General features: G+C 70.2%; 22 protein-coding genes and 1 pseudogene. 12 read left to right on the top strand and 11 right to left on the bottom strand.

Features of this window, described 5'->3' with window-relative positions; genetic code table 11:
- Positions 1-8: 8 nt before the first annotated feature.
- The 4 genes and pseudogenes from iolD to iolC form a co-directional block, all read right to left on the bottom strand.
- Positions 9-1,907: a 3D-(3,5/4)-trihydroxycyclohexane-1,2-dione acylhydrolase (decyclizing) gene (gene iolD, locus PV396_RS22700; protein ID WP_319207267.1), complete on the bottom strand. Its 1,899-nt coding sequence runs from the start codon at positions 1,905-1,907 to the stop codon at positions 9-11.
- Between the two features lie 35 nt (positions 1,908-1,942).
- Positions 1,943-2,128 (bottom strand): annotated as a pseudogene (locus PV396_RS22695) (5-deoxy-glucuronate isomerase); the annotation flags it as partial.
- Between the two features lie 80 nt (positions 2,129-2,208).
- Complete coding sequence (locus PV396_RS22690; RefSeq protein WP_319207266.1) at positions 2,209-3,183, bottom strand: deoxyribose-phosphate aldolase; 975 nt, start codon at positions 3,181-3,183, stop codon at positions 2,209-2,211.
- A complete protein-coding gene (gene iolC / locus PV396_RS22685; RefSeq protein WP_319207264.1) occupies positions 3,180-4,130 on the bottom strand; it encodes a 5-dehydro-2-deoxygluconokinase in 951 nt (316 codons plus the stop codon). The genes PV396_RS22690 and iolC overlap by 4 nt, the downstream gene beginning before the upstream one ends.
- A 184-nt stretch (positions 4,131-4,314) precedes the next feature.
- On the opposite strand from iolC, the gene PV396_RS22680 reads away from it, so the two are divergent.
- From PV396_RS22680 to PV396_RS22670, 3 genes are all read left to right on the top strand, one after another.
- Positions 4,315-5,241 (top strand): sugar phosphate isomerase/epimerase, encoded by a 927-nt coding sequence (locus tag PV396_RS22680; RefSeq protein WP_319207263.1) that lies wholly within the window; start codon positions 4,315-4,317, stop codon positions 5,239-5,241.
- Between the two features lie 358 nt (positions 5,242-5,599).
- Positions 5,600-5,800: a helix-turn-helix transcriptional regulator gene (locus tag PV396_RS22675; protein ID WP_319207261.1), complete on the top strand. Its 201-nt coding sequence runs from the start codon at positions 5,600-5,602 to the stop codon at positions 5,798-5,800.
- Between the two features lie 68 nt (positions 5,801-5,868).
- On the top strand, positions 5,869-6,456 hold the full coding sequence (locus tag PV396_RS22670; RefSeq protein WP_319207259.1) for a GNAT family protein: 588 nt from the start codon (positions 5,869-5,871) through the stop codon (positions 6,454-6,456).
- On the opposite strand, the gene PV396_RS22665 is transcribed toward PV396_RS22670, so the two are convergent.
- Positions 6,437-7,480 carry a zinc-dependent alcohol dehydrogenase family protein gene (locus PV396_RS22665; protein WP_319207257.1) on the bottom strand — a complete coding sequence of 348 codons (1,044 nt, stop codon included), beginning with the start codon at positions 7,478-7,480 and terminating at the stop codon, positions 6,437-6,439. The genes PV396_RS22670 and PV396_RS22665 overlap by 20 nt on opposite strands.
- Positions 7,481-7,623: 143 nt before the next feature.
- On the opposite strand from PV396_RS22665, the gene PV396_RS22660 reads away from it, so the two are divergent.
- On the top strand, positions 7,624-7,863 hold the full coding sequence (locus PV396_RS22660) for a heavy-metal-associated domain-containing protein (RefSeq protein ID WP_319207254.1): 240 nt from the start codon (positions 7,624-7,626) through the stop codon (positions 7,861-7,863).
- A 21-nt stretch (positions 7,864-7,884) separates the two neighbouring features.
- Positions 7,885-10,176, top strand: a complete 2,292-nt coding sequence (locus PV396_RS22655; RefSeq protein ID WP_319207252.1) for a heavy metal translocating P-type ATPase — start codon at positions 7,885-7,887, stop codon at positions 10,174-10,176.
- Positions 10,177-10,907: 731 nt separating this feature from the next.
- Here PV396_RS22655 and PV396_RS22650 read toward each other — a convergent pair.
- The 3 genes from PV396_RS22650 to PV396_RS22640 form a co-directional block, all read right to left on the bottom strand.
- Positions 10,908-12,206: a citrate synthase gene (locus PV396_RS22650; RefSeq protein WP_319207250.1), complete on the bottom strand. Its 1,299-nt coding sequence runs from the start codon at positions 12,204-12,206 to the stop codon at positions 10,908-10,910.
- A gap of 236 nt (positions 12,207-12,442) precedes the next feature.
- Positions 12,443-14,707: an ATP-dependent RecD-like DNA helicase gene (locus PV396_RS22645; RefSeq protein ID WP_319207248.1), complete on the bottom strand. Its 2,265-nt coding sequence runs from the start codon at positions 14,705-14,707 to the stop codon at positions 12,443-12,445.
- 66 nt (positions 14,708-14,773) lie between these two features.
- A complete protein-coding gene (locus PV396_RS22640; protein ID WP_319207246.1) occupies positions 14,774-15,139 on the bottom strand; it encodes a hypothetical protein in 366 nt (121 codons plus the stop codon).
- A 264-nt stretch (positions 15,140-15,403) separates the two neighbouring features.
- On the opposite strand from PV396_RS22640, the gene PV396_RS22635 reads away from it, so the two are divergent.
- The 5 genes from PV396_RS22635 to rbsD all read left to right on the top strand — a co-directional run bounded on the left by PV396_RS22635 (position 15,404) and on the right by rbsD (position 21,396).
- Positions 15,404-16,447 (top strand): LacI family DNA-binding transcriptional regulator, encoded by a 1,044-nt coding sequence (locus PV396_RS22635; RefSeq protein WP_319207244.1) that lies wholly within the window; start codon positions 15,404-15,406, stop codon positions 16,445-16,447.
- Entirely contained in the window at positions 16,444-17,985 is a 1,542-nt protein-coding gene (locus PV396_RS22630) for a sugar ABC transporter ATP-binding protein (protein WP_319207242.1), read from the top strand. Before PV396_RS22635 ends, PV396_RS22630 begins: the two co-directional genes overlap by 4 nt.
- A complete protein-coding gene (locus PV396_RS22625) occupies positions 17,975-19,930 on the top strand; it encodes a substrate-binding domain-containing protein (protein WP_319207240.1) in 1,956 nt (651 codons plus the stop codon). Before PV396_RS22630 ends, PV396_RS22625 begins: the two co-directional genes overlap by 11 nt.
- A 165-nt stretch (positions 19,931-20,095) precedes the next feature.
- A complete protein-coding gene (locus PV396_RS22620) occupies positions 20,096-21,004 on the top strand; it encodes a ribokinase (RefSeq protein WP_319207409.1) in 909 nt (302 codons plus the stop codon).
- Complete coding sequence (rbsD, locus tag PV396_RS22615; RefSeq protein ID WP_319207239.1) at positions 21,001-21,396, top strand: D-ribose pyranase; 396 nt, start codon at positions 21,001-21,003, stop codon at positions 21,394-21,396. The genes PV396_RS22620 and rbsD overlap by 4 nt, the downstream gene beginning before the upstream one ends.
- Positions 21,397-21,446: 50 nt before the next feature.
- Here the strand turns inward: rbsD and PV396_RS22610 are convergent, their stop codons facing one another.
- From PV396_RS22610 to PV396_RS22600, 3 genes are all read right to left on the bottom strand, one after another.
- Positions 21,447-22,094, bottom strand: coding sequence for a dihydrofolate reductase family protein (locus PV396_RS22610; RefSeq protein WP_319207238.1), 648 nt, complete (start codon positions 22,092-22,094; stop codon positions 21,447-21,449).
- Positions 22,095-22,172: 78 nt separating this feature from the next.
- Positions 22,173-22,943 carry a class I SAM-dependent methyltransferase gene (locus tag PV396_RS22605; protein ID WP_319207237.1) on the bottom strand — a complete coding sequence of 257 codons (771 nt, stop codon included), beginning with the start codon at positions 22,941-22,943 and terminating at the stop codon, positions 22,173-22,175.
- 186 nt (positions 22,944-23,129) lie between these two features.
- Positions 23,130-24,059, bottom strand: a complete 930-nt coding sequence (locus PV396_RS22600) for a LysR family transcriptional regulator (RefSeq protein WP_319207235.1) — start codon at positions 24,057-24,059, stop codon at positions 23,130-23,132.
- A 122-nt stretch (positions 24,060-24,181) separates the two neighbouring features.
- Here PV396_RS22600 and PV396_RS22595 point away from each other — a divergent pair, with 122 nt between their 5' ends.
- A complete protein-coding gene (locus PV396_RS22595) occupies positions 24,182-25,180 on the top strand; it encodes an NADP-dependent oxidoreductase (RefSeq protein ID WP_319207407.1) in 999 nt (332 codons plus the stop codon).
- Positions 25,177-25,578 (top strand): nuclear transport factor 2 family protein, encoded by a 402-nt coding sequence (locus PV396_RS22590; protein WP_319207232.1) that lies wholly within the window; start codon positions 25,177-25,179, stop codon positions 25,576-25,578. Before PV396_RS22595 ends, PV396_RS22590 begins: the two co-directional genes overlap by 4 nt.
- Positions 25,579-25,816 lie beyond the last annotated feature (238 nt).

Here is a 25,816-nt window from a genome sequence, read left to right as displayed (position 1 = left end):
TTTCTCCTTCACAGATGGCGGCGTCGGGTAGAGACGTGCCGTTCGTACAGCTCACGGGCCTTGACCGCCGACGGGCGGGTCGCGGTCTCGGCCACAGGAACATCCCACCAGGCCTGCGCCGGAGGCGCGCCCGACACTGTGTCTGCCGTTTCCGTCTCGACGTAGACACAAGTGGGAGTGTCGGCGGCACGGGCCTCGGCGAGCGCGGCCCGCAGCTCCCGTACCGTCTTCGCGCGCAGGACGCGCATGCCCAGGCTCGCCACGTTGGCGGCCAGGTCCACGGGCAGCGGAGCACCCGTGTACGTACCGTCGTCCGCCTGGTAGCGGTAGGCGGTGCCGAAGCGCTCGCCGCCCACCGACTCGGACAGACCGCCGATGGACGCGTAGCCGTGGTTCTGGATCAGGAGGAGCTTGATCGCGATCCCCTCCTGTACGGCCGTCACGATCTCCGTCGGCATCATCAGATACGTGCCGTCGCCCACCAGCGCCCACACGGGACGCTCGGGCGCCGCCAGTTTCACACCGATCGCGGCCGGTATCTCGTATCCCATGCAGGAATAGCCGTATTCGAGGTGGTACTGGTCCCGCGACCGGGCGCGCCAGAGTTTGTGCAGGTCGCCGGGGAGCGAACCCGCCGCGTTGATGATCACGTCCGACTCGTCGGCGATCGCGTCCAGTGCGCCCAGCACCTGCGGCTGTGTCGGACGTACGTCCGGTTCCTCGGCCTCGTAGGCGGCGTCGACGCGCTGTTCCCAGCGCTCCTTGTCCTCCGTGTACTCGGACGCGTAGGTGTCCGGGACCCGGTGGTCGTGGAGCGCCAGTGCCTCCGTCAGCTGTTGCAGGGCGCTGCGGGCGTCCGCGATCAGCGGGGTGGCGGACAGCTTGTGGCCGTCGTACGGGGCGATGTTGAGGTTCAGGAAGCGGACGTCCGGCGCCGCGAACAGGGTGTTCGAGGCCGTGGTGAAGTCCGTGTAGCGGGTACCGACGCCTATCACCAGGTCGGCCGTGCGGGCGAGTTCGTCGGCCGTCGCCGTTCCCGTGTGGCCGACGCCGCCCACGTCCTGGGGGTGGTCGTGGCGCAGGGAGCCCTTGCCGGCCTGGGTGGAGGCGACGGGGATGCCGGTCGCCGAGGCGAACTCGGCCAGCGCCTCTTCGGCTCGGCTGTGGTGGACTCCGCCGCCCGCGACGATCAGAGGCCGGCGGGCGGTACGGATCAGCCGTACCGCTTCCGTCAGTTCGGCGGGGTCGGCGACCGGACGGCGTACGTGCCACACGCGCTCGGCGAAGAACTCGTCCGGCCAGTCGTACGCCTCGGCCTGAACGTCCTGCGGGAGAGCGAGAGTCACGGCACCTGTCTCGACGGGGTCGGTGAGCACCCGCATCGCCTGCAGCGCCGCCGGGATCAGCGCCTCGGGGCGCGTGACCCGGTCGAAGTACCTCGACACCGGGCGCAGACAGTCGTTGACCGACACGTCACCGGCGTACGGGACTTCGAGCTGCTGGAGGACCGGGTCCGCCGGGCGGGTCGCGAAGATGTCGCCGGGGAGGAGCAGGACCGGGAGATGGTTGATCGTGGCGAGCGCGGCGCCGGTGACGAGGTTGGTCGCGCCCGGGCCGATCGACGTCGTCACGGCGTGGGTGGAGAGACGGCCCGACTGACGGGCGAAACCGACCGCCGCGTGCACCATGGACTGTTCGTTGCGGCCCTGGTGGAACGGCATGTCGTCCGCGTACTCGACGAGCGCCTGGCCGAGCCCGGCGACGTTCCCGTGGCCGAAGATGCCCCAGGTGGCCTCGATCAGGCGGCGGCGGACGCCGTCCCGCTCGGTGTACTGGGCGGCCAGGAAGCGTACGAGGGCCTGCGCGACCGTGAGTCTCGTCGTGGAGGTGGAGACCGGCGGGGTCATCGGTGTCCCCCCGTCCGGTGTACGTGGGTCAAGTGGACCTCCGGCGCGGGGCCGTAGCGAGCGGGGAGTCGTCGCCCGCACCTCGCTCCTGCCAGGGCGAAGCGGCCTCCCGCGCCGGAGGCGATCAGTGCCCGGGCGGCGCGGGACGCATGCGACGCGCGGTCGGTGACCGACGCGAACACGCTTTCCCCGCCCAGGAGTTGGAACTCGTCGTGCGCCGTGCCGTGCTGCCCGCAGTCGTTTTGCCCGTCGTACGTCGCCCGCACGGTACAGGCCTCGCGCACCTTGGTCATCGCGCGCCTCACAGCAGTCCGACGGCGGTGTCCACGGCGGCGGACACATCGCCGTCCGCCGGGTACAGCAGCGAGCGGCCGACCACCAGGCCCTGGACGGTGGGGAGTTGGAGCGCGCCGCGCCACTTCTCGTACGCACCCTCCTGGTCGTCCCCGACCTCGCCGCCGAGCAGCACGGCGGGCAGGGTGGAGGTCTGCATGACCTCGGCCATGTCGTCCGGATTCTCGGTGACGGGCAGCTTCAGCCAGGTGTACGCCGAACTGCCGCCCAGGCCCGACGCGATGGCGATCGACTTGGTGACCGCCTCGGCGGAGAGGTCGTTGCGGAGCCTGCCGTCGGGGCCACGCCTGCTGATGAACGGCTCGACGAAGAGCGGGAGTTGCCGCTCGGCCATCGCGTCGATCGCGTGGGCCGTGGACTCCAGGGTGGTGAGGGAGCCGGGGTCGTCGTAGTCGATGCGCACGAGCAGCTTGCCGGCGTCGAAACCGAGACGGACCATGTCCTCGGGACGGTGGCCGGTGAAGCGGTCGTCGAGTTCGAAGCCGGCGCCGGAGAGGCCGCCTCGGTTCATCGACCCCATGACGACCTTGCCGTCCAGGGCGCCGAGAAGGAGCAGGTCGTCCAGGATGTCGGCGGTCGCGAGGACACCGTCGACACCGGGGCGGGACAGCGCGAGGCACAGGCGTTCGAGCAGCTCGGCGCGGTTGGCCATGGCCAGCTTGCGGTTGCCGACCCCGAGGGCGCCGCGGGCCGGATGGTCGGCGGCGACGATCATCAGCCGGCCGGAGTCCCCGAGGAGGGGGCGGCGCGTGCGCCGGGCGGCGGCTTCCGCGATGGCCTCGGGGTGCCGGGCTCGGGTGGTGGCGAGGGCGGCGAGGTCCACCGGGGCGAGGGGGCCGGCGCCTATGCCGGTGCCCGTGCTGGTGACTGCGCCTGCGCTTGTGCCGTTGTCGATGGACGCGGTCGAGGTCGTCGAGGTCATCGCACCGCTCCCGCCGCGAGCGCCGCCTCGACCTCGGCCGGGGTGGGCATCGCCGACGAGCACTCCAGGCGGGACGCGACGATCGCGCCGGCCGCGTTGGCGTGCCGCATGATGCGCTCCAGGTCCCAGCCTTCGAGCAGGCCGTGGCAGAGGGAGCCGCCGAAGGCGTCACCGGCGCCGAGGCCGTTGAGCACGTTCACCGGGAGCGGGGGCACCTCGGCCGTCTCGCCCTTGCTGTTGACGGCGAGGACGCCCTTCGGGCCCTGCTTGACGACCGCCAGTTCGACTCCGGCGTCCAGGAGGGCGCGGGCGGCGGCGTGCGGCTCGCGTACACCGGTCGCCACCTCCACCTCGTCGAGGTTGCCGACGGCGACGGTGGTGTGGCGCAGGGCCTCGGTGTAGAAGGGGCGCGCCGACTCCGGGTCCTTCCAGAACATGGGGCGCCAGTCGAGGTCGAAGACCGTCGTACCGGACTTGGCGCGGTGGGCGAGGGCGGCCAGGGTCGCCGTGCGGCTGGGCTCCTCGCTCAGGCCGGTGCCCGTGACCCAGAAGATCCGCGCCTCGCGGACCGCGTCCAGGTCCAGTTCGTGGGCGTCGATCTCAAGATCCGGCGCCTTGGGCTGCCGGTAGAAGTACAGCGGGAAGTCGTCCGGCGGGAACACCTCGCAGAAGGTGACCGGGGTGTTGAGGCCGGGGACCGACGTGACCCAGCGGTCGTCCACACCGAAGTCGCGCAGGGCGTCGTGCAGATAGCGCCCGAAGGCGTCGTCGCCGGTCCGCGTGATCACCGCGGTGCTCCGCCCGAGGCGGGACGCGGCGACCGCGACGTTGGTCGCCGAACCGCCGAGGAACTTTCCGAAGGACGTCACCTGGGCGAGCGGCACACCGGTCTGCAGTGGATAGAGGTCCACTCCGATCCGCCCCATGGTGATCAGGTCGTACGCCATCGACTTCCCTTCGCGTTTCTTCGGCTGACGCGGCTCGCGCGGCTCGCACATCGGTTCGGCACGCCGATCGGCGCAGCGGCTCGCCCTCAGGTCTAGCCCGCCTCACCGAGCCCTGTCAATACTTTGTCCGGACATTCGGACCAGACCTTGACACGCGTCCGGGCGTCGGCTGAAGCTGACGCCCATGACTACGTCCCCTTCCTCCTCTTCGGGTTCCGCTCTGTCGCGCATCCGGGTCGGCTCGGCGCCCGACTCCTGGGGCGTGTGGTTCCCGGACGACCCGCAGCAGGTTCCCTGGCAGCGCTTCCTCGACGAGGTCTCGCAGTCCGGGTACGAGTGGATCGAGCTGGGCCCGTACGGGTACCTGCCGACCGACCCCGCCGTCCTCACCGAGGAGACCGCCAAGCGCGGCCTGAAGGTGTCCGCCGGCACGGTGTTCACCGGGCTCCACCACGGCGAATCCGTCTGGGAGAAGACCTGGGCGCACGTCGCGGACAACGCGGTGCTGGCCCAGGCCATGGGCGCGTCCCACCTGGTGGTCATCCCGTCCTTCTGGCGGGACGACAAGACCGGTGTGGTGCTCGAGCCGGACACCCTGACGCCCGAGCAGTGGCGCAACCTGACCACGCTGACCGAGCGGCTCGGACACGAGGTGCGGGAGCGGTACGGCCTCCAGATCGTCGTCCACCCGCACGCCGACACCCACATCGACAGCGAGGCGAACGTCACACGCTTCCTGGACGGCACGGACTCGTCGCTCGTCTCGCTCTGCCTCGACACGGGTCACTACGCCTACTGCGGCGGCGACAGCGTCAAGCTGATCGAGACCTACGGCGAGCGGATCGGCTATCTGCACCTCAAGCAGGTCGACCCCGAGATCCTCGCGGACGTACGGGCGAACGAGGTGCCGTTCGGTCCGGCGGTCGCCCGCGGTGTCATGTGCGAACCCCCGGCCGGCGTACCGGAGTTGGGTCCGGTCCTGGCCGCCGCGCAGAAGCTGGACGTGGATCTGTTCGCGATCGTCGAGCAGGACATGTATCCGTGCGAGCCGGACAAGCCGCTGCCGATCGCGCAGCGGACTCGGGCGTTTCTGCGGTCCTGCGGGGCATAGCTCCGCAGGGTGGGCCGTTTTTGCCTGCGGGCCCGTTGGGGGCTTGTCGCGCAGTTCCCCGCGCCCCTGACGGGGGCGCGTTCCGCGACCCCCCTACCGGTGTGCGCTCTGCGGGTCAACGTGCCACTCCGGTCTGCGGGGGTGCGTCTTTGCGGCACTTGCGTCACAAAAGCTCCCTTTCCGTCACGCATGTCTCACGTACTCGGGATGTCGGTTACGTTTTGTCAACAGGCCCTGACCCAGGGTGACAACAGGTCGTTCAACGGGCAATGGCTTTGTGATCGCCAAGCGCGACGTCCGGCTCCCCCGACGGCCGACCCTCGCCGACTCCGTGACGCGCGCGCAGGGAGGTGCACCGATGACCGACCGACGACTCTGGTCGTACAAAGAGATCGCCGCACACATCCGCGTCCAGCCGGACACCGTGCGCTCGTACCGCAAACACGGTCTGCTGCCGGCGCCCGACCACGTGGAGAGCGGCAAGCCCTACTGGTACGCGGACACGGTCCGGGCGTGGGTCGCCTCCCGACCGGGCAACCGGGGCCGAAGAGACGACTGACAGCCGAGGGCTGAGGGCCTGCGAATATTCACCTGTGCCCCGCTCGCGAGTGGGGCACAGTGCGCAGCATGAGCAACGACTCCGTGGACTTCTCCGTCAAACCCGTCCTCACCGGCGACAGGACTGTGCTGCGGCCGTTCACCGAGGCCGATGCCGAGGTGATCGCCGAGATCGTCGAGGACCCCGAGGTGATCCGCTTCACCTTCGATCCGACCAGCGAGATCACCCTCGAGCGCCTGCGTTCCTGGTACGGCTCCCGGTCCGCGCAGACAGACCGCCTCGACCTCGCCGTCACCGACCGCGTCACCGGTGAACTCGTGGGCGAGGTCGTGCTGAACGAGTGGGATCCGGCCGCCCGCAGCTGCAACTTCCGTACGCTGCTGGGCCCGAGGGGCCGTGGACGCGGTCTCGGTACCGAGGCGACCCGGCTCATCGTGGCCTACGGCTTCGAGCAACTCGGGCTGCATCGCATCGAGTTGGCGGCCTGGGCCCACAACCACCGGGCCCTGCGCGTCTACGAGAAGGTCGGCTTCGTGGTGGAAGGGACCCGCCGGGAGGTCCAGTTGCGGGACGGCGAGTGGGCCGACGAGGTGCTGATGGCGATCCTCGACCACGAGTGGGCGGCCAAGGCCGGGGTCAGCGCCACGGCTCGATGACCGTCACGCCCGCGCCCGCCGCCGTACCCATCTCGGCCAGCGCGGCCGGAGCCTCGGGCAGCGGGATGGTGGACGTGACCAGCAGCTCCGGCCGCAGTACGCCCGCGCGCACCAGCTCCAGCATCGGCGGGTAGGTGTGGGCGGCCATGCCGTGGCTGCCCAGGAGTTCCAGTTCCAGGCCGATCGCGCGGGCCATCGGGACCGGGGTTGTGCCCGTCGATGACGGGAGCAGGCCCACCTGGACGTGGCGGCCTCTGCGGCGCAGGCCGTTCACCGAGGCCGCGCAGGTCACCGGTGAGCCGAGCGCGTCCAGCGACAACTGGGCGCCGCCGCCGGTCAGTTCACGTACGGCCGCCGCCGTGTCGTCGGTCGTGGCCGCGTTCACGCACTCCGCCGCGCCGAACTTCCGCGCCAGTTCCAGCGCTCCGGGCGACACGTCGACCGCGACGACCCTGGCCCCGGCGGCCGCCGCGATCATCACCGCGGACAGGCCCACACCCCCGCATCCGTGCACGGCGACCCACTCCCCCGCCGCCACCCGGCCCTGCTGCACCACCGCCCGGTACGCCGTCGCGAACCGGCAGCCCAGGGAAGCCGCCGTCCCGAAGGACATCCCCTCGGGTACGGCGACGAGGTTGACGTCGGCGTGGTCCAGCGCCACGAACTCCGCGAACGAACCCCAGTGCGTGAAGCCCGGCTGCGTCTGCCGTTCGCACACCTGCTGGTCGCCGGCCGCACAGGACGGGCAGCTCCCGCAGGCGCACACGAAGGGCACGGTGACCCGGTCGCCGGCCCGCCAGCCGCTCACCCCGGCGCCGACCGCCTCGACGACACCGGCGAGTTCATGGCCGGGCACGTGCGGCAGCTCGATGTCGGGGTCGTGGCCCATCCAGCCGTGCCAGTCGCTGCGGCACAGCCCGGTGGCCTCGACGCGCACCACGACGCCGTGCGGCGCGGGCACCGGGTCCGGCACCTCCCGTACCTCGGCCGGCTCCCCGTACCGCTCGAACACCACCGCGCGCATACGCCCTCGTCCTCACCCTCGCGTCGCCGTCGTCGTCCCCGTACCGGAGATCTTGCCACTGTCGCGAGACGAGTACCCCCCAGGGGTATAGTAGGGTGAGACTCACAAGGCTCGTGAGCCACACCTCGAAGAGGAGCAACGACATGACCGCCCAGACCGACACCCCCGGTTCCGTCACCGCCGTCTACCAGGTGACCGGTATGAGCTGCGGGCACTGCGAGGGCTCGGTCTCGGCCGAGATCTCCGAGCTCGCCGGGGTCACCTCGGTGAAGGCCGTCGCCGCCACCGGCGAGGTCACCGTGGTGTCCGAGGCCCCGCTCGATGAGGCCGCCGTCCGCGCCGCGGTGGACGAGGCGGGCTTCGAGCTCGCCGGCCGGGCCTGACCCCGTAGGGACGCGGTGACCATGACCAGCACCAGTGCCAGCACCGAGAAGCCCCCGATAGTCACGCCCCACGAGGTCGAGCTGACCATCGGCGGGATGACGTGTGCCAGCTGCGCGGCCCGCGTCGAGAAGAAGCTCAACCGCATGGACGGCGTCTTCGCCACGGTCAACTACGCGACGGAGAAGGCCAAGGTCTCGTACGGCGAAGGGGTCGGGGTCGACGACCTCATCGCCACCGTCGTGAAGACGGGGTACACGGCCGAGGAGCCGCCCCCGCCGGCGGTGACGGAGGCGCCCGCGGCCGAGCGGGACGACGACCCCGAGCTGGCCGGTCTGCGGCAGCGGCTCGTCGTCGCCGTACTGCTCGCCGTGCCCGTCGTCCTGATGTCCATGATTCCCGCTCTCCAGTTCGACAACTGGCACTGGCTCGCGCTGACGCTCGCCTCGCCGGTCGTCGTCTGGGGCGGACTGCCTTTGCACCGGGCCGCGTTCACCAACGCCCGACACGGCGCGGCCACCATGGACACCCTGGTGTCGGTCGGCACGCTCGCCGCGTACGGCTGGTCCCTGTGGGCGCTGTTCTGGGGCGACGCGGGCCGGCCCCCGGTGCCGGGGATGGACGGCATGGAGGGCATGGGGATACAGGAGAGCTTCTCGTTCACCGCCTCCCGCAGCGGCGGCACCTCGCAGATCTATCTCGAGGTCGCCGCCGGGGTCATCGCGTTCATCCTGCTCGGGCGTTACCTGGAGGCCCGCGCCAAGCGGCGCTCGGGCGCGGCGCTACGGGCCCTGATGGAACTGGGGGCGAAGGACGTCTCCGTGCTGCGCGGCGGGCGTGAAGTGCGGGTCCCGGTGAGCGAGTTGGCGATCGGGGACCGGTTCGTCGTACGGCCCGGGGAGAAGATCGCCACGGACGGTACGGTCGTCGAGGGTGTCTCGGCGGTCGACGCGTCGATGCTGACCGGTGAGTCCGCGCCGGTCGACGTGGGCGCTGGGGACGCCGTCACGGGCGCGACCGTGAACGCCGGGGGCCGGCTGGTCGTCGAGGCCACCCGGGTCGGTACGGACACCCAGCTCGCGCGGATGGCCCGGCTGGTGGAGGACGCGCAGAACGGCAAGGCTGAGGTGCAGCGGCTGGCCGACCGGATCTCCGCGATCTTCGTACCGGTGGTGCTGCTGATCGCGCTCGGTACGTTCGGGGTCTGGCTCGGCGTCACGGGTGACACGGTCGCCGCGTTCACCGCCGCCGTCGCCGTCCTGATCATCGCGTGCCCGTGCGCGCTGGGTCTCGCCACCCCGACCGCGCTGATGGTCGGCACCGGGCGCGGGGCGCAGCTCGGCATCCTCATCAAGGGTCCGGAGGTCCTGGAGTCCACGCGCCGCGTCGACACGATCGTCCTGGACAAGACGGGCACGGTCACCACCGGCCGGATGACCCTCCAGGAGGTGTACGTCGCCGAGGGGACCGACGAGCGGCAGGTGCTGCGGCTCGCGGGCGCCCTCGAACACGCCTCCGAGCACCCGGTCGCCCGAGCGGTGGCCGCGGGGGCGGAGGAACGGGTCGGGGCGCTGCCGGCGGCCGAGGCCTTCGAGAACGTGCCCGGCAGGGGCGTACGCGGGCGGGTGGACGGGCACGAGGTGGCCGTCGGACGGCTCGCGGACGGGCTGTCGGGGCCGCTCCTGCAGGCGCTGGCCCACGCGAAGGCGGAGGCCGAGAGCAGCGGACGTACTGCCGTCGTGGTCGCCTGGGACGGGCAGGCGCGCGGTGTCCTCACCGTCGCCGACGCGGTCAAGGAGACCAGCGCCGAGGCCGTGCGCGAGCTGCGCTCGCTGGGGCTGACGCCGATGCTGCTGACCGGGGACAACCGGGCGGTCGCGGAGGCGGTGGCGAAGGTGGTCGGTATCGACCAGGTGTTCGCGGAGGTCCTGCCCGAGGAGAAGGTCGACGTCGTACGGCGACTGCGGGGCGAGGGGCGGACCGTCGCGATGGTGGGCGACGGGGTCAACGACGCGGCGGCGCTGGCCACCGCCGATCTGGGCCTGGCGATGGGTACGGGCACGGACGCGGCGATCGAGGCGAGCGATCTGACGCTGGTGCGCGGGGACCTGCGGGTGGCCGCCGACGCCATCCGGCTGTCACGGAAGACGCTCGCGACCATCAAGGGCAACCTGGTGTGGGCCTTCGGCTACAACGTGGCCGCGCTGCCCCTGGCCGCCGCCGGACTGCTCAATCCGATGATCGCGGGGGCGGCGATGGCCTTCTCCTCGGTGTTCGTGGTGACGAACAGCCTCCGACTGCGCACGTTCCGCTGAGATCGGCCCCCGACCTGCCGAAGTTACCGGCAGTACGCACAAGTAGATGCCATAGCCCCTATGGAGTCCGGCGCGAGCCTCACATAAGCTCTTCACAAGGCTCCCGCATCTTCCTTACGCTTGGGCCCCGGTCGCGACAACCGGGATCTGGCGTATCCGAGGACGCTGCGAGAGACGCAGATCACACTGCTGTGAAGGTAACCATCGAAGGGCTTCGAAGGTCTAAGTTGGCGATGTCGGACCAGCGTCTTGGGGGGCGCAGGCTGACGTCTGAGGATGTCTTGGGGGACGTCCTCGGAAATGCGTTGCCGGGACACGTACACCGGGAAGCTTGAGCGGCCCACCCCAGCGTGCGCGTCCCGGCAGACCGCACACAGCAGGAGTACGACGAGTTTTGCTCGTTTTGCTCAACAGCCGTCACTATGGCGGTACGCACAACAACGGTTGCCCCGGCAGCCTGCACACCAGTGATAGCGAATTCAGGCGCTGTCCTCCGAAACGCCCGGCCGGATCCCGTGGGGGGAATCCGCACCGGGACATGGGAAGGCGCCCTGTACGCCGGCCCGTGGGGGGACCGTCGACAGGGCGCCTTCCGCTTTTGCGGGTTCTTGCTGGAGCTACGGATCGTTGCCGGCTTTCGGCCGGTGGGGGCTGGTCGCGCCCCGCGGCGGAGCCGCAAATCGATGCGGCCCCGCGCCCCTAAAAAACCAGCCCCGTCACCGGCACGTCCGTCAACGCTGTTCGACCGGCACGAAGTCCCGCTCCACCACGCCCGTGTAGATCTGGCGCGGGCGCCCGATGCGCGAACCGGGCTCCTTGATCATCTCGTGCCACTGGGCGATCCAGCCCGGGAGGCGGCCCAGGGCGAACAGGACCGTGAACATCTCGGTCGGGAAGCCCATCGCGCGGTAGATGAGGCCCGTGTAGAAGTCGACGTTCGGGTAGAGGTTGCGCGAGACGAAGTAGTCGTCGGAGAGCGCGTGCTCCTCCAGCTTCAACGCGATGTCCAGCAGCTCGTCGGACTTGCCGAGAGCCGAGAGGACGTCGTGCGCGGCGGCCTTGATGATCTTCGCGCGCGGGTCGAAGGACTTGTACACCCGGTGGCCGAAGCCCATCAGGCGGACGCCGTCCTCCTTGTTCTTCACCTTGCGGATGAAGGAGTCGACGTCGCCGCCGCCCGCCTGGATGCCCGTGAGCATCTCCAGCACGGACTGGTTGGCGCCGCCGTGCAGCGGGCCCCAGAGCGCGGAGATACCGGCCGAGATCGACGCGAACATGTTGGCCTGGGAGGAGCCGACCAGACGGACCGTCGACGTCGAACAGTTCTGCTCGTGGTCGGCGTGCAGGATCAGCAGCTTGTCGAGGGCGGAGACGACGACCGGGTCGAGGTCGTACTCCTGCGCCGGCACCGAGAACGTCATGCGCAGGAAGTTCTCGACGTAACCGAGGTCGTTGCGCGGGTAGACGAAGGGGTGACCGATCGACTTCTTGTACGCGTACGCGGCGATGGTCGGAAGCTTGGCGAGCAGCCGGATCGTCGAAAGGTTGCGCTGCTTCTCGTCGAACGGGTTGTGGCTGTCCTGGTAGAACGTCGACAGCGCCGAGACCACCGACGACAGCATCGCCATCGGGTGCGCGTCGCGCGGGAAACCGCGGTAGAAGTTCTTGACGTCCTCGTGCAGCAGGGTGTGCTGCGTGATCTCGTTCTTGAACACGGAGAGCTCGTCGACGGTCGGAAGCTCACCGTTGATCAGCAGGAACGCCACCTCGAGGAAGGTGGACCGCTCGGCGAGCTGCTCGATGGGGTACCCGCGGTACCGGAGGATGCCCTCCTCACCGTCGAGGTAGGTGATCGCGGATTTATAGGCGGCGGTGTTGCCGTAGCCGCTGTCCAGCGTCACCAGACCGGTCTGAGCGCGGAGCTTCCCGATGTCGAAGCCCTTGTCGCCGACGGTGCTGTCGATCACCGGGTAGGTGTACTCGCCGTCGCCGAACCGCAGTACTACAGCGTTGTTGGTGTGCTCGCTCACGTCATCCCTCACCGACGTTGTGCCTCTTCTTCGAGGTGCCCTGACTGTCTCTACCATCCCCCATTTGGCGCAGGAGAGTGCACTCGGGGTCGACCATTGGGCCTATTGGCGGCACTCAGTGCCGCCAACTAACTCATCCTGCCCCCCTCCGACCTGGTTCCGGAAGTGCTCTGTGACCTTTGTGACTCATTTGATCGATCATTTTTGGCGATCACGGCGACTTCGGCCCGCAACGGCTACGACTTCAGCCTGAAGTCCAGTGCGGTGCAGCGCCGTCCAGCCGACACCGTGCGCACCGCCTGGCCTATCGCCTTGCGGGAACCGACCAGGACCACCAGCTTCTTGGCCCGGGTGACGGCCGTATACAGAAGGTTGCGCTGGAGCATCATCCACGCGCCCGTGGTGACCGGGATGACCACCGCCGGGTACTCGCTGCCCTGGGAACGGTGGATGGTCACGGCGTACGCGTGGGCGAGTTCGTCCAGCTCATCGAAGTCGTACGGCACTTCCTCGTCCTCGTCCGTCAGTACGGTGAGGCGCTGCTCCACCTCGTCGAGGGAGGTGACGACGCCGACGGTGCCGTTGAAGACGCCGTTCTCGCCCTTGTCATAGTTGTTGCGGATCTGGGTGACCTTGTCGCCGATCCGGAAGACCCGGCCGCCGAACCGCTTCTCGGGGAGGCCGGGACGCCCCGGAGTGATCGCCTGCTGGAGCAGCCCGTTGAGGTTGCCGGCGCCCGCCGGGCCCCGGTGCATCGGCGCGAGCACCTGGACGTCCCGTCGGGGATCGAGGCCGAACTTGGCCGGAATTCGTCGTGCAGCCACATCCACGGTGAGCCGGCCGGCCTCCTCCGTGTCGTCCTCGACGAAGAGGAAGAAGTCCTTCATGCCGTCCGTGAGCGGATGCTGCCCGGAGTTGATCCGGTGCGCGTTCGTCACGACGCCCGACTGCTGGGCCTGCCGGAAGACCTTGGTGAGCCGGACGGCGGGGACCGGGCTGCCCTCGGCGAGCAGGTCCCGCAGGACTTCGCCCGCGCCGACGCTGGGGAGTTGGTCCACGTCCCCGACGAACAGCAGGTGCGCTCCCGGGGCCACCGCCTTCACCAGCTTGTTGGCGAGCAGCAGGTCCAGCATCGAGGCCTCGTCCACCACCACCAGGTCGGCGTCGAGCGGGCGGTCCCGGTCGTAGGCCGCGTCGCCGCCGGGTTTCAGTTCGAGGAGGCGGTGGACGGTGGACGCCTCGGCGCCGGTGAGTTCGGCGAGGCGTTTGGCTGCGCGGCCGGTCGGGGCGGCGAGAACGACCTTGGCCTTCTTGGCGCGGGCCAGCTCCACGATCGAGCGGACCGTGAAGGACTTGCCGCAGCCCGGTCCGCCGGTGAGGACCGCGACCTTCTGCGTCAGCGCGAGCCGGACGGCCGCCTCCTGCTCGGGGGCGAGATCGGCTCCCGTACGGCTCTGGAGCCAGGCCAGCGCCTTGTCCCAGGCCACGTCGTGGAAGACGGGCATCCGGTCCTCGCCGGTGCGCAGGAGGCGCAACAGCTGGGCGGAGAGGGAGAGTTCGGCGCGGTGGAAGGGGACCAGGTAGACGGCCGTCACCGGTTCCGAGTCGCCGTCCGGACCCGGGACCTTCTCCCGTACGACTCCGGGGTCCTCGCCCTCCTCCGGGGGTGCCGCGAGTTCGGCGAGGCACTCGATGACTAGGCCCGTGTCGACCTGGAGGAGTTTGACCGCGTCCGCGATCAGCCGTTCCTCGGGGAGGTAACAGTTGCCCTGGTCGGTGGCCTGCGAAAGGGCGTACTGGAGGCCCGCCTTGACGCGCTCGGGGCTGTCGTGCGGGATGCCGACGGACTGGGCGATCTTGTCGGCGGTGAGGAAGCCGATGCCCCAGACGTCGGACGCGAGGCGGTAGGGCTGGTTCTTGACGACCGAGATCGAGGCGTCGCCGTACTTCTTGTAGATGCGCACGGCGATCGAGGTGGAGACCTCGACGGTCTGGAGGAAGAGCATGACCTCCTTGATCGCCTTCTGTTCCTCCCAGGCGTCGGCGATCTTCTTCGTGCGCTTGGGGCCGAGGCCCGGCACCTCGATGAGCCGCTTGGGCTCCTCCTCGATGATCCGCAGGGTGTCCAGGCCGAAGTGCTGGGTGATCCGGTCGGCGAAGATGGGGCCGATGCCCTTCACCAGTCCCGACCCGAGATAGCGGCGGATGCCCTGGACGGTGGCGGGCAGGACGGTCGTGTAGTTCTCGACGGTGAACTGCTTGCCGTACTGCTGGTGGGAGCCCCAGCGGCCCTCCATCCGCAGCGACTCGCCGACCTGGGCGCCGAGCAGCGCGCCCACGACGGTGAGGAGGTCGCCGCCGCCGCGGCCGGTGTCGACCCGGGCGACCGTGTACCCGTTGTCCTCGTTGGCGTACGTGATCCGCTCCAGGACGCCTTCGAGGACGGCCAGTTGCCGTTCCCCCCGCCCCGCCTGCTTCGGACCGCCCGCCTGATTCGACATGATCCGACGCTACCGCCCGGCACCGACAGTCGGCCGGGGCCTGGGGACAACGGCCTGCGAAAGGGTTCACCCCATGGCGGACCTGATGTGGTCGAGGACCTTCTCGAAGTCCTCCGTCGGGGAGAACTCCACCAGCTCGCAGTCCTCCAGGGCCTCGGGGACATGGCCGGGCGCCCAGTAGTACGCCTGGCCCGCCTCGTACGTCTCCTCGCCCTCGTCGGTGTGCATCAGCAGCCGGCCCTTGAGCAGGCAGCCCCAGTGCGGGCACTGACAGGCGTCGCCGGGCAGGCCCTTGAACGCCGGGCCCATGTGCACGCCCTCGGGGAGGGTCACGTAACCGACCGAGAAGCCTCCGCCGATCACCTGTGTCCGCAGTTCCACGCCATCGCCTTCGAGTGCGACGGGCGTGTCGTGCCGGGTCGTTGCCGTCATGACTCCTCCGCTCCGGCCCGTGACGGCCCTCGCAGGCCCCGGACGGGCCATGGACAGACCCAGGAGCAGGCTGCTCCCCCTCCAGCGTGGCCCCCGCCGACCCGGGTCCGCGACCGCACGGAGCCCGGGCGGCGCCCATCACGATCCGGTATCGGGAATCGGCCAGGGGCTTGATTTATTCGTTTGTAATCGATTCCATCAGTCCTCGAACAGCCGTGTAATCGATTCCACGCGGCTACGGAACCACAAGGAGGTGGTCCGGCGATGGCGAGCATCAAGGACGTCGCCGCCGAGGCGGGCGTGTCCGTCGCCACGGTGTCGCGGGTCCTGAACGACCATCCGTCGGTCAGCGAGGACGCACGCACGCGCGTGCTGGCCGCCGTCGAGACGCTGGGCTACCGCCCGAACACCCTCGCCCGTTCCCTGCGCACCGACCAGACCCGCACCCTCGGCCTGGTCATCAGCGATGTGCTGAACCCCTACTTCGCGACCCTGGCCCGCTCGGTCGAGGAGGAGGCCCGCGCCCTCGGCTACAGCGTGATCATCGGCAACGCCGACGAACGCCCCGACCTCCAGGACCACCACGTACGGACCCTGCTGGACCGCCGTATCGACGGCCTCCTCGTCTCCCCCACCGACGGCGGCTCCCCGCTCATGCTCGACACCGCGCGCGGGGGCACCCCGATGGTCTTCGTGGACCGCTGGATCCCGGGCGTGGACGTGCCGGTCGTACGGGCGGACGGGCGCTCAGCGGTCCGGGATCTCGTCTCCCACCTGTACGGGCTCGGTCACCGGCGGCTCGCGATCATCGCGGGTCCGGCGGCCACCACCACCGGCAGTGAGCGCGTCGAGGCCTTCAGGGAGGCCCTGGCCGAGTACGGACTGCCGCTGCCCGACGCCTACATCGGGCAGGGCGACTTCCAGGCCGAGAGCGGGCGCCGGGTGACGGACGCCTTCCTCGACCTGGCCGAGCCGCCCGAGGTCGTCTTCGCGGCCGACAACCTGATGGCGCTGGGCGCCCTGGACGCCGTACGCGCGCGTGGGATGCGTGTTCCGCGGGACATCGCGCTCGCGGCCTTCGACGACATCCCCTGGTTCGTGCACACCGATCCGCCGGTCACGGCCATAGCGCAGCCGACCGGCGAGCTGGGGCGGGCCGCCGTCCGGGCGCTGGTCGACCTGATCGAGGGACGGCCCCCGCAGTCCGTGACGCTGGCCGCGCGTCTCGTCGTACGGCGGTCGTGCGGTGAGCCGGCCCCCGCGACCCCCTCTGCACAGCCCCCCGTGACGAACAGGAGCCAGCCGTGAGCAACCCGGACGAGTTGCTGCGCATCGAAGGCATACGGAAGTCCTTCCCCGGTGTGGTCGCGCTCGACGGCGTCGACTTCGAGCTGCGCCGGGGCGAGGTGCACGTACTGCTCGGGGAGAACGGCGCGGGCAAGAGCACCCTCATCAAGATGCTCTCCGGCGCCTACCGCCCCGATGCCGGCCGAGTCCTCGTCGACGGCGAGGAGACCCGTATCCACGGGGCGCAGGATTCCGAACGGCTCGGGATCGCCACCATCTACCAGGAGTTCAACCTGGTCCCCGATCTGACGGTCGCCGAGAACATCTTCCTGGGGCGGCAGCCGCGTCGCTACGGGGTGATCGACCGCAAGCGGATGGAGGCCGAGGCCGCCGTCCTCCTGGAGCGCGTGGGTGTGAACGTGTCTCCACGCGCGCGCGTGCGTGAACTCGGTATCGCGCGGCTCCAGATGGTCGAGATCGCGAAGGCGCTGAGCCTGGACGCACGGGTCCTGATCATGGACGAGCCGACCGCCGTGCTCACCTCCGAGGAGGTCGAGAAGCTGTTCGCGATTGTGCGCAGGCTGCGCGAGGACGGTGTCGGGATCGTGTTCATCACCCATCACTTGGAGGAGATCGCCGCCCTGGGCGACCGGGTGACGGTGATCCGGGACGGCAGGAGCGTCGGACAGGTGCCGGCCGACACGCCGGCGGACGAGCTCGTACGGCTGATGGTCGGACGGTCGATCGAACAGCAGTACCCGAGGGAGGCCCCCGAGACCGGCGCCGCCCTCCTCAAGGTCGAGGGGCTCACCCGGGACGGTGTCTTCCACGACGTGGGCTTCGAGGTGCGGGCAGGTGAGGTCGTCGGCATCGCGGGGCTGGTCGGGGCCGGGCGTACGGAGGTCGCGCGCGCCGTGTTCGGCGCCGATCCCTACGACCAGGGGACCGTGACCGTGGCGGGCGCCGCCGTGCGCGGGAGCGATGTCGGGGCCGCCATGGCCGCCGGGATCGGGCTCGTGCCCGAGGACCGCAAGGGGCAGGGGCTGGTGCTCGACGCCTCCGTGGAGGAGAACCTCGGCCTGGTCACCCTGCGGGCCGCGACCAGGGGCGGCCTGGTCGACCTCAAGGGGCAGCGGGCCGCCGCCGTGAAGGTCGCCGAGCAGCTGGGCGTACGGATGGCCGGGCTCGGCCAGCATGTGCGCACCCTCTCCGGGGGCAACCAGCAGAAGGTCGTCATCGGCAAGTGGCTGCTCGCGAACACCAGTGTGCTGATCCTCGACGAGCCGACGCGCGGGATCGATGTCGGCGCGAAGGTCGAGATCTACCAGCTGATCAACGAGCTGACGGCCGCCGGCGCCGCCGTACTGATGATCTCCAGCGATCTGCCCGAGGTGCTCGGCATGAGCGACCGGGTGCTGGTGATGGCACAGGGCCGGATCGCCGGTGAACTCACGGCCGCCGAGGCCACCCAGGATTCCGTGATGGCACTCGCCGTCGGCACACCCACCTCTGTCGGAACTTCCGGAACTACTGCTGTGGAGGGCTCTCGTGGCCACTGACACGCTCAAGAGCACTACGGGCGCGAGTGGCGCCACGAGCGGCCTGCGCCGCGTCCTGCTCGACAACGGCGCGCTGAGCGCGCTCATCGTCCTCGTCATCGCGATGTCGGCGCTGTCCGGCGACTTCCTGACCACGGACAACCTGCTCAACGTGGGTGTCCAGGCGGCCGTGACGGCCGTTCTCGCCTTCGGCGTCACCTTCGTGATCGTCTCGGCGGGCATCGACCTGTCGGTCGGTTCGGTCGCCGCCCTGTCGGCCACCGTCCTTGCCTGGGCGGCGACTTCGGAGGGCGTACCGGTCGCGATGGCGGTCGTCCTGGCCGTCCTCACCGGCATCGCGTGCGGCCTGGTCAACGGCTTCCTGATCTCGTACGGGAAGCTGCCGCCGTTCATCGCGACGCTCGCCATGCTGTCGGTGGGGCGCGGACTGTCCCTGGTGATCTCGCAGGGCTCGCCGATCGCGTTCCCCGACTCGGTCTCGCACCTCGGTGACACGCTGGGCGGCTGGCTGCCGGTGCCCGTGCTGGTGATGGTGGCCATGGGGCTGATCACCGCGTTCATTCTCGGCCGTACGTACCTGGGTCGCTCCATGTACGCGATCGGCGGCAACGAGGAGGCGGCCCGGCTCTCCGGGCTGCGGGTGAAGCGGCAGAAGCTGGCGATCTACGCCCTGTCCGGGCTGTTCGCCGCCGCCGCGGGCATCGTCCTCGCGTCGCGGCTGTCCTCGGCGCAGCCGCAGGCCGCGCAGGGGTACGAGCTGGACGCCATCGCGGCGGTGGTCATCGGTGGCGCCTCGCTGGCCGGCGGTACCGGTAAGGCGTCCGGGACGCTGATCGGCGCGCTGATCCTGGCGGTGCTCAGGAACGGCCTCAACCTGCTCTCGGTGTCCGCGTTCTGGCAGCAGGTCGTCATCGGTGTCGTGATCGCGCTGGCGGTGCTGCTCGACACGGTGCGCAGGAAGAGCGGGGCGACGGTGGCGCCCGCCGGGGCGGCCGGTGGTGGGGACCGGCGCAAGCAGGCGCTGACGTACGTCCTTGCCGCTGTGGTCGCGACGGCCGTCGTGGGTGCCACTTCCCTGCTCCACAGTGGCTCGTCGTCCGCGACGAGCCAGAAGGTGGGCCTGTCCCTGTCAACGCTCAACAACCCCTTCTTCGTGCAGATCCGGGCCGGCGCACAGGCGGAGGCCAAGAAGCTGGGCGTGGACCTGACCGTCACGGACGCCCAGAACGACGCCTCCCAGCAGGCCAACCAGCTGCAGAACTTCACCAGTTCGGGCCTCGGGGCGATCATCGTCAACCCGGTGGACTCGGACGCGACGGGCCCGGCCGCACGGGCCGTGAACAAGTCCGGTATCCCACTCGTCGCGGTCGACCGGTCGGTCAACAACGCCGACACCGCCACGCTCGTCGCCTCCGACAACACGGCCGGCGGCAAGCTGGCCGCGAAGGCGCTCGCCGAGAAGCTGGGCGGCGAGGGCGAGATCATCGTCCTGCAGGGCCAGGCGGGCACCTCCGCCAGCCGTGAGCGCGGGGCCGGCTTCGCCGAAGGGCTGAAGGCCTACCCGGGCATCAAGGTCGTCGCCAAGCAGCCCGCCGACTGGGACCGCACCAAGGGCCTCGACGTCATGACCAACCTCCTCCAGGCCAACCCCGGTATCACCGGTGTCTTCGCCGAGAACGACGAGATGGCGCTCGGCGCGATCAAGGCGCTCGGCAGCAAGGCCGGCAAGTCGGTGCAGGTCATCGGTTTCGACGGCACACCCGACGGGCTGAAGGCGGTCGCGGACGGCTCGCTGTACGCGTCGGTGGCCCAGCAGCCGAAGGAGCTCGGGAGGATCGCGGTGCAGAACGCGCTGCGAGTTGCCGAGAAGAAGGATGTCGAGAAGGCGGTGATGGTGCCGGTGAAGGTGGTCACGAAGGAGAACGTGGCGGCGTTCGGCGGCTGAGCCCGCCCCCCACCAGGGGTAGCGGGGAGAGCGGGAACGGCCGGGCGGCGCCTCTTTGTCGAGGCCGCCCGGCCTGCCCGCTGCCGGACCGGCCGACCGAACCGGGCGTTTTGCCGACTGACCGTCCGTCAGCCGGTACAAATGATCTGTATGGGGAGACTCTTCATGTACGACTACGACCTGCTGGTCGTGGGATCGGCCAACGCCGACCTGGTCACCGTGGTCGAGCGGCGGCCCGCGGCCGGTGAGACGGTGCTCGGGTCCGACCTGGTCGTCCACCCGGGGGGCAAGGGCGCGAACCAGGCGGTCGCCGCAGCCCGGTTGGGGGCACGTACGGCCCTCCTCGCCCGGGTCGGCAACGACGACCACGGACGTCTGCTGCTCGACTCGCTGCGGGACGCCGGTGTCGACACGGTGGGTGTCCTGGTCGGCGGGGCGCCCACGGGGGTCGCGCTGATCACGGTGGACCCCTCCGGCGACAACAGCATCGTGGTGTCACCGGGTGCCAACGGGCGGCTGGTGCCCGGGGATGTCCGGGCCGCCGGGAGCCTGTTCCAGGCGGCCCGGGTGGTGTCCGCGCAGCTGGAGATTCCGCTCGAGTCGGTCGTGGAGGTCGTCCGGAACCTGTCCCCCGAGGGGCGGTTCGTCCTCAACCCGTCGCCTCCGCGCCCGTTGCCGCGTGAAGTGCTGGCGGCCTGCGACCCGTTGATCGTCAACGAGCACGAGGCCCGGGTGATCGCCGGTGCGGACGCCGAGCTGGGCGACTCGCCGGAGGACTGGGCGAAGACGCTGCTGGCGCTGGGGCCGCGCTCGGTCGTCATCACGCTGGGCGCGGAGGGCGCGCTGATCGCCGTACGGGCCGGGGAGCGGGTGCGGGTGCCGTCGGTGCCGGTGGACGCCGTGGACACGACGGGGGCGGGCGACGCGTTCACCGCCGCGCTGGCGTGGCGGCTGGGTGCGGGCGAGTCGTTGGCCGAGGCGGCGGCGTACGCGGCCCGGGTGGGCGCGGCGGCGGTGACGCGGGCGGGCGCCCAGGAGTCGTTCCCCACGGCCGAGGAGGTCGACGCGCTGTGAAGCGGGGAGGAATCCTGAACCGTCATCTCTCGGGCGCGCTCGCCGAGTTGGGCCACGGTGACGGGGTGCTGGTGTGCGACGCCGGGATGCCGATCCCGGCCGGGCCGCGCGTCGTCGACCTCGCCTTCCGGGCCGGGGTGCCGTCCTTCGCGGAGGTCCTCGACGGGTTGCTGAGCGAGCTGGTGGTGGAGGGTGCGACAGCGGCGACGGAGGTAAGGGAGGCGAATCCGGGGGCGGCGAAGCTGCTGGAGGGGCGCTTCCCCGGCCCCGACCTCACGCTCGTCACGCACGAGCGGCTCAAGAAGCTGTCGGCGGGGGCACGGCTGGTCGTACGGACGGGGGAGGCCCGGCCGTACGCGAATGTGTTGCTGCGGTGCGGGGTCTTTTTCTGAGGCGGTCTTCCTCTGAGGCGGTCTTTTTCTGAGGCGGGGCCTGGGTCGGTTCAGCCGGCCGTACGGGTGAAGGTCACGTGGGTGACTCCGGTGGGCGAGGAGGTGGCCTCGACCTGGTAGTCCTTCTCGAGGTCCTCCAGGCCGTCCCAGAGGCGTACGCCCCGGCCGAGCAGGACCGGGACGACCACGGTGTGCAGGTGGTCGATCAGTCCGGCGGCGAGGAAGTCGCGGACCACGGTGGGGCCGCCGCCGATCCGCACATCCTGGCCGCCCGCCGCATCGCGGGCCGCCTCGAGCGCCTTGGCGGGTGACGTGTCCAGGAAGTGGAACGTCGTGCCGCCCTCCATCTCGATCGAGGGACGCGGGTGGTGGGTGAGGATGAAGGTGGGGGTGTGGAACGGAGGGTTGGGACCCCACCAGCCTTTCCACTCCGGGTCCTCGTGCCATCCGGGCGGGCCGAACTTCCCGGCGCCCATGATCTCGGCGCCGATCCCGGGGGCGAACTGCTGGGCGAAGGCGTCGTCGACGCCACCGGTCCCGCCGGGTGAGCCGGTCATCTCGTGCCAGAACCGGGTGGTGAACATCCACTGGTGCAGCCGCTCACCGGCGTGACCGAACGGCGCGTCGAGGGACTGGCCCTCGCCGGTGCCGAAGCCGTCGAGCGAGATGGTGAAGTTGTGGACGCGGGCGAGGGACATGGGTGGGGGCTCCGTTGCTCGGGCGGGGCTGGGGCTGGGTGAGCTTCACTGATTCTTTCCTATGAGAGGGGGCCCGGATCAGTCTTCGCGGCGCCGACGCGCGAGATGGACGGTGATGTCGGCGGTCATGTCGACGGTGTCCGGCAGTACCCGCGCGATCTGCCGGAACACCTGGTCCCGCTCCGCGGCCGGCAGGACGAGATAGGCCGAGACGGTGGAGAGATGACCGACGTAGTCGCGGGCGCTCACCGTCACGCGCCGTTCGATCACGGACTGCTGAACGTCGGTGAACCACTCGGACCGTCGCAGCTCCGTACCCGGCCACTGCATGTCGTGGTCCGGAGGCGTCCCGTCCGGGGACGGTATCTCGTCGCTCTCCAGGAACGGGGCTCGCGCCGCGCGAACGGCGTCCTCCACAGCCGGGTCGGCCAGCCGGAACGGCCCGCCGCACGAGGCGAACACGCCACCCGGCTCCAGCAGTTCGGCCACGCGTGACCACCGGCCCTCCGGGTTCGTCCAGTGCAGCGCCGCTGCCGCGTAGACCAGCCCGAACCGCTCACCATTCGGTCGCAGATCCTCGAACGCGGCCTGCACCGTCCTGACGTCCGTCGGCACGTGCTTGCGCAGCTCGGCGAGCATGGACTTGTCAGGCTCGGTAGCGGTCACCATGACCCCCCGCTGAGCGAACAGACGCGTCGCCTTGCCGGTCCCGGCGCCGATCTCGAGGGCGGTCCGAACCGGATGGCCCGCGTACGCCATCACCATGTCGAACAGCTCGACGGGATACCCCGGCCGGAACCGTTCGTAGGCTTCCGCCACCACTCCGAAACTCAGCGCACGACCGGACATGCCCAGCATCCTCACTTGACTTCCTCCCCCTCGTGAACGAGGGGGAGTCCTACGGCTCGCGCCGTGGGGTTTCTGCTTCATCGCCGACCGCCCCGTCCTGGAGGACTTCCGTGGAGGTCCTGCACCAGCTCCCCGGACAGACACCGCCAGCCCGGCGGCCACATCGCGCAGGGCCCGGACACCGGCTCAGCATGCCCTGGGAGACCTGCCGCCCATGGCCATCGCCGACCCGGCCCCGGGCCCGGGCCCTGTCCCGGTCAGGACGGCCTTGGCGGCAAGCCGGAGATTCCTGATCATCGGATTCAGGTCGCCTTTGCGGCTGACCAGGACGACCTGGCTGGGGGGAGCGCCCTCGATCGGGACGGTGACGAGGTCGGGACGCAGTGAGCTGCGTCGGTCGCCGACCGGTAGCACGGCGATCGCCTCGCCGCTCGCGACGAGTTCGAGCTTGTCCTCGTAGCTCTCGATCGGCGGCAGGCCGGCGCCGAGGACTCGGTAGGAAGTCCAGTCCGCGGTCTCGAACGCGCACGGCGCCGCCTGTTCGCCGGCCAGTTCTTCCGCGGTCACCGACTCGCGGTCGGCCAGGGGATGGCCGTGCGGGACCACGAGCATCCGGGGCTCGTCGTACAGCGGGGTGGTGAACAGGTCGTCGGCGGCGAGCGGCAGCGGAGCTCGCGCGATCAGGGCGTCGACGCGCTTGTCGGTCAGTGCCCCGACGTCGTGGCAGCTCAGATGCCGGGTGGCGATCTCGGCGTCCGGGTGACGGCGGCGCAGTTCCCGTACGGCGGCAGTGACCACCAGGTCCTCGACGTAGCCGATGACGATTCGTTCGGTCCGGCCCTGTTCGCGCACGGCCAGTTCGGCCTGGCGGGCGGCCTGGAGCAGGGCTTGGGCCCGGGGCAGGAACGTCTGGCCGGCCGGAGTGAGCCGGGTGCCCTGGGGGATGCGGTCCAGCAGTCGTGTGCCGAGATGTTTCTCGAGCCGTTGGATCTGGCGGCTCAGTGCCGGCTGGGCCACGTGCAGTTCGTCGGCGGCCCGGCCGAAGTGCTGGTGCGCTGCCACCACGGTGAAGTAGCGCACGAGCCGCAGTTCCAGGTCCTGTCCGAGATCGTTCACCCTTGCAGCGTACGTGTCATGCCGTTTCGGAATGAGCAGGTTGCCGAACCGGTCTTGGACGGCCGTGCCGTCCTGGACCTTGACTGAGGGAGCAACGTTTCCCCGAGAAAGCGGCAGGCGTGATGAAGGCGATCCAGTTCCACGAAGCGGGCGGGCCGGAAGTTCTGCGGTACATCGAGGTGCCGGTTCCCGAGATCGGCCCGGGCGAGGTGCTCGTCCGGGTGCACGCGGTGGGCATCAACCCGCCGGACTGGTACCTGCGTGAGGGGATGAAGGTCATGCCGGCCGAGATGAGGCCGGAGCTGGAGTTCCCCCTGATCCCTGGAACGGACATGTCGGGCGTGGTCCAGGCGGTCGCTCCGGACGTGCCGGGGTTCGCCGTCGGTGACGAGGTCTTCGGCATGCTGCGGTTCCCCGGATTCGACGGCCGGACGTACGCCGAGTACGTGGCCGCGCCTGCTTCGGACCTTGCTCTCAAGCCGGCCGGTATCGACCACGTGCAGGCGGCCGGGGCACCGATGGCCGTGCTGACGGCCTGGCAGTTCCTGGTTGAGCTCGGCCACGACGTGCCGTCTCCATTCACCGGTCAGGTGCACCAGCCGGTGCCGATCACGCCGGGGATGACCGTGCTGGTCAACGGGGCCGCCGGTGGAGTGGGTCACTTCGCGGTGCAGTTGGCGAAATGGAAGGGGGCACACGTCATCGCGGTGGCCTCGGGCCGGCACGAGCAGTTCCTGCGGAAGCTCGGCGCCGATGAGTTCATCGACTACACCACGACACAGGCCGCGGACGTGGTCAGCGGCGTCGACCTGGTGATCGACACCGTCGGTGGCCCGCACAGCTCACGCTTCCTGACCGTGCTCAAGCGCGGCGGCACCATGCTTCCGGTGTTCTTCGCCCAGTACGACCCGGAAGAGACGGCGCGTCTGGGCATCACCGTCTCGAACATTCAGGTGCGTTCCAACGGCCCCCAGCTCGCCGAGATCGGGCACCTGTTCGACGAGGGCAAGCTCCAGGTCGGGGTGGACAGCACCTACTCGCTGCCGGAGGCGGGCAGCGCACATACGCGGGCCGCGCAGGGCCACATCCAAGGCAAGATCGTGCTGACGGTGGTCTCGTGATCGCCGAACTCCGGCAGGTGGTGGCGCACTACGCCCACGCCTTGGACGAACTGAATGTGCCCGAACTGGAAGCGATCCTGACCGAAGACACCACCTGGACCTTCACGATGCCCGGACAGGGAGTGCTCGGCCCGGTCAGCGGACGTGCGGCGGTCCTCGACTTCGTCCGTGACGGACACACGGCCCAGACCGGAAAGGTGCGGCACCACCTGGGCAATGTCGTGGTCACCACGACAGACGCCGCCACCGCTGAGGTGCGGGCCTATCTGGTGCAGACGAGGAACACCGGCGAGAGCATCCAGGTGATCTCGACCGGGGTCTACACGTTCGGCCTGCGCCGGTCCGGCGGTGGGTGGCGGATCGCCGAGCTCATGCTGACACTGGACAACGCCTTGTAGGAAGCGGCCAGGCAGTGCGTCCGGCGATCACGGGGTGGCTGCCGTCCGGGAGCGCGCAGCATGCGGGCTCACCAGTCCAGAGGCTGTGCTTCGCGATGGGTTCTCGGTGCATGGCTGGGCGGCGTTCGTCGGGGCGGTCAAGGACGGTGGCGTCGCCGTCTGAGGGGCGTCGAGGCGGCAGGTGTCCAGCGTGGGTCGTCTCGCCCGAGATCACCCACGCCGTCGCGGGCGGCGGCTC

The organism is Streptomyces sp. ME02-8801-2C, from assembly GCF_033793965.1.
GTDB lineage: Bacteria > Actinomycetota > Actinomycetes > Streptomycetales > Streptomycetaceae > Streptomyces.
Note: the sequence above shows the minus strand (reverse complement) of the source record. Positions and strands in the feature narration are given on the sequence as shown.

Excerpts from the sequence above, each read along its gene's own strand:
- PV396_RS22640 (WP_319207246.1), bottom strand. The coding sequence starts at position 15,139 with ATGACGGCAACGACCCGGCACGACACGCCCGTCGCACTCGAAGGCGAT.
- PV396_RS22635 (WP_319207244.1), top strand. The coding sequence starts at position 15,404 with ATGGCGAGCATCAAGGACGTCGCCGCCGAGGCGGGCGTGTCCGTCGCC.
- PV396_RS22675 (WP_319207261.1), top strand. The coding sequence starts at position 5,600 with ATGACCGACCGACGACTCTGGTCGTACAAAGAGATCGCCGCACACATC.
- PV396_RS22605 (WP_319207237.1), bottom strand. The coding sequence starts at position 22,943 with ATGTCCGGTCGTGCGCTGAGTTTCGGAGTGGTGGCGGAAGCCTACGAA.
- PV396_RS22665 (WP_319207257.1), bottom strand. The coding sequence starts at position 7,480 with ATGCGCGCGGTGGTGTTCGAGCGGTACGGGGAGCCGGCCGAGGTACGG.
- PV396_RS22670 (WP_319207259.1), top strand. The coding sequence starts at position 5,869 with ATGAGCAACGACTCCGTGGACTTCTCCGTCAAACCCGTCCTCACCGGC.
- PV396_RS22610 (WP_319207238.1), bottom strand. The coding sequence starts at position 22,094 with ATGTCCCTCGCCCGCGTCCACAACTTCACCATCTCGCTCGACGGCTTC.
- PV396_RS22690 (WP_319207266.1), bottom strand. The coding sequence starts at position 3,183 with ATGACCTCGACGACCTCGACCGCGTCCATCGACAACGGCACAAGCGCA.
- PV396_RS22655 (WP_319207252.1), top strand. The coding sequence starts at position 7,885 with ATGACCAGCACCAGTGCCAGCACCGAGAAGCCCCCGATAGTCACGCCC.
- PV396_RS22620 (WP_319207409.1), top strand. The coding sequence starts at position 20,096 with ATGTACGACTACGACCTGCTGGTCGTGGGATCGGCCAACGCCGACCTG.
- PV396_RS22595 (WP_319207407.1), top strand. The coding sequence starts at position 24,182 with ATGAAGGCGATCCAGTTCCACGAAGCGGGCGGGCCGGAAGTTCTGCGG.
- PV396_RS22660 (WP_319207254.1), top strand. The coding sequence starts at position 7,624 with ATGACCGCCCAGACCGACACCCCCGGTTCCGTCACCGCCGTCTACCAG.
- PV396_RS22680 (WP_319207263.1), top strand. The coding sequence starts at position 4,315 with ATGACTACGTCCCCTTCCTCCTCTTCGGGTTCCGCTCTGTCGCGCATC.
- iolD (WP_319207267.1), bottom strand. The coding sequence starts at position 1,907 with ATGACCCCGCCGGTCTCCACCTCCACGACGAGACTCACGGTCGCGCAG.
- iolC (WP_319207264.1), bottom strand. The coding sequence starts at position 4,130 with ATGGCGTACGACCTGATCACCATGGGGCGGATCGGAGTGGACCTCTAT.
- PV396_RS22645 (WP_319207248.1), bottom strand. The coding sequence starts at position 14,707 with ATGTCGAATCAGGCGGGCGGTCCGAAGCAGGCGGGGCGGGGGGAACGG.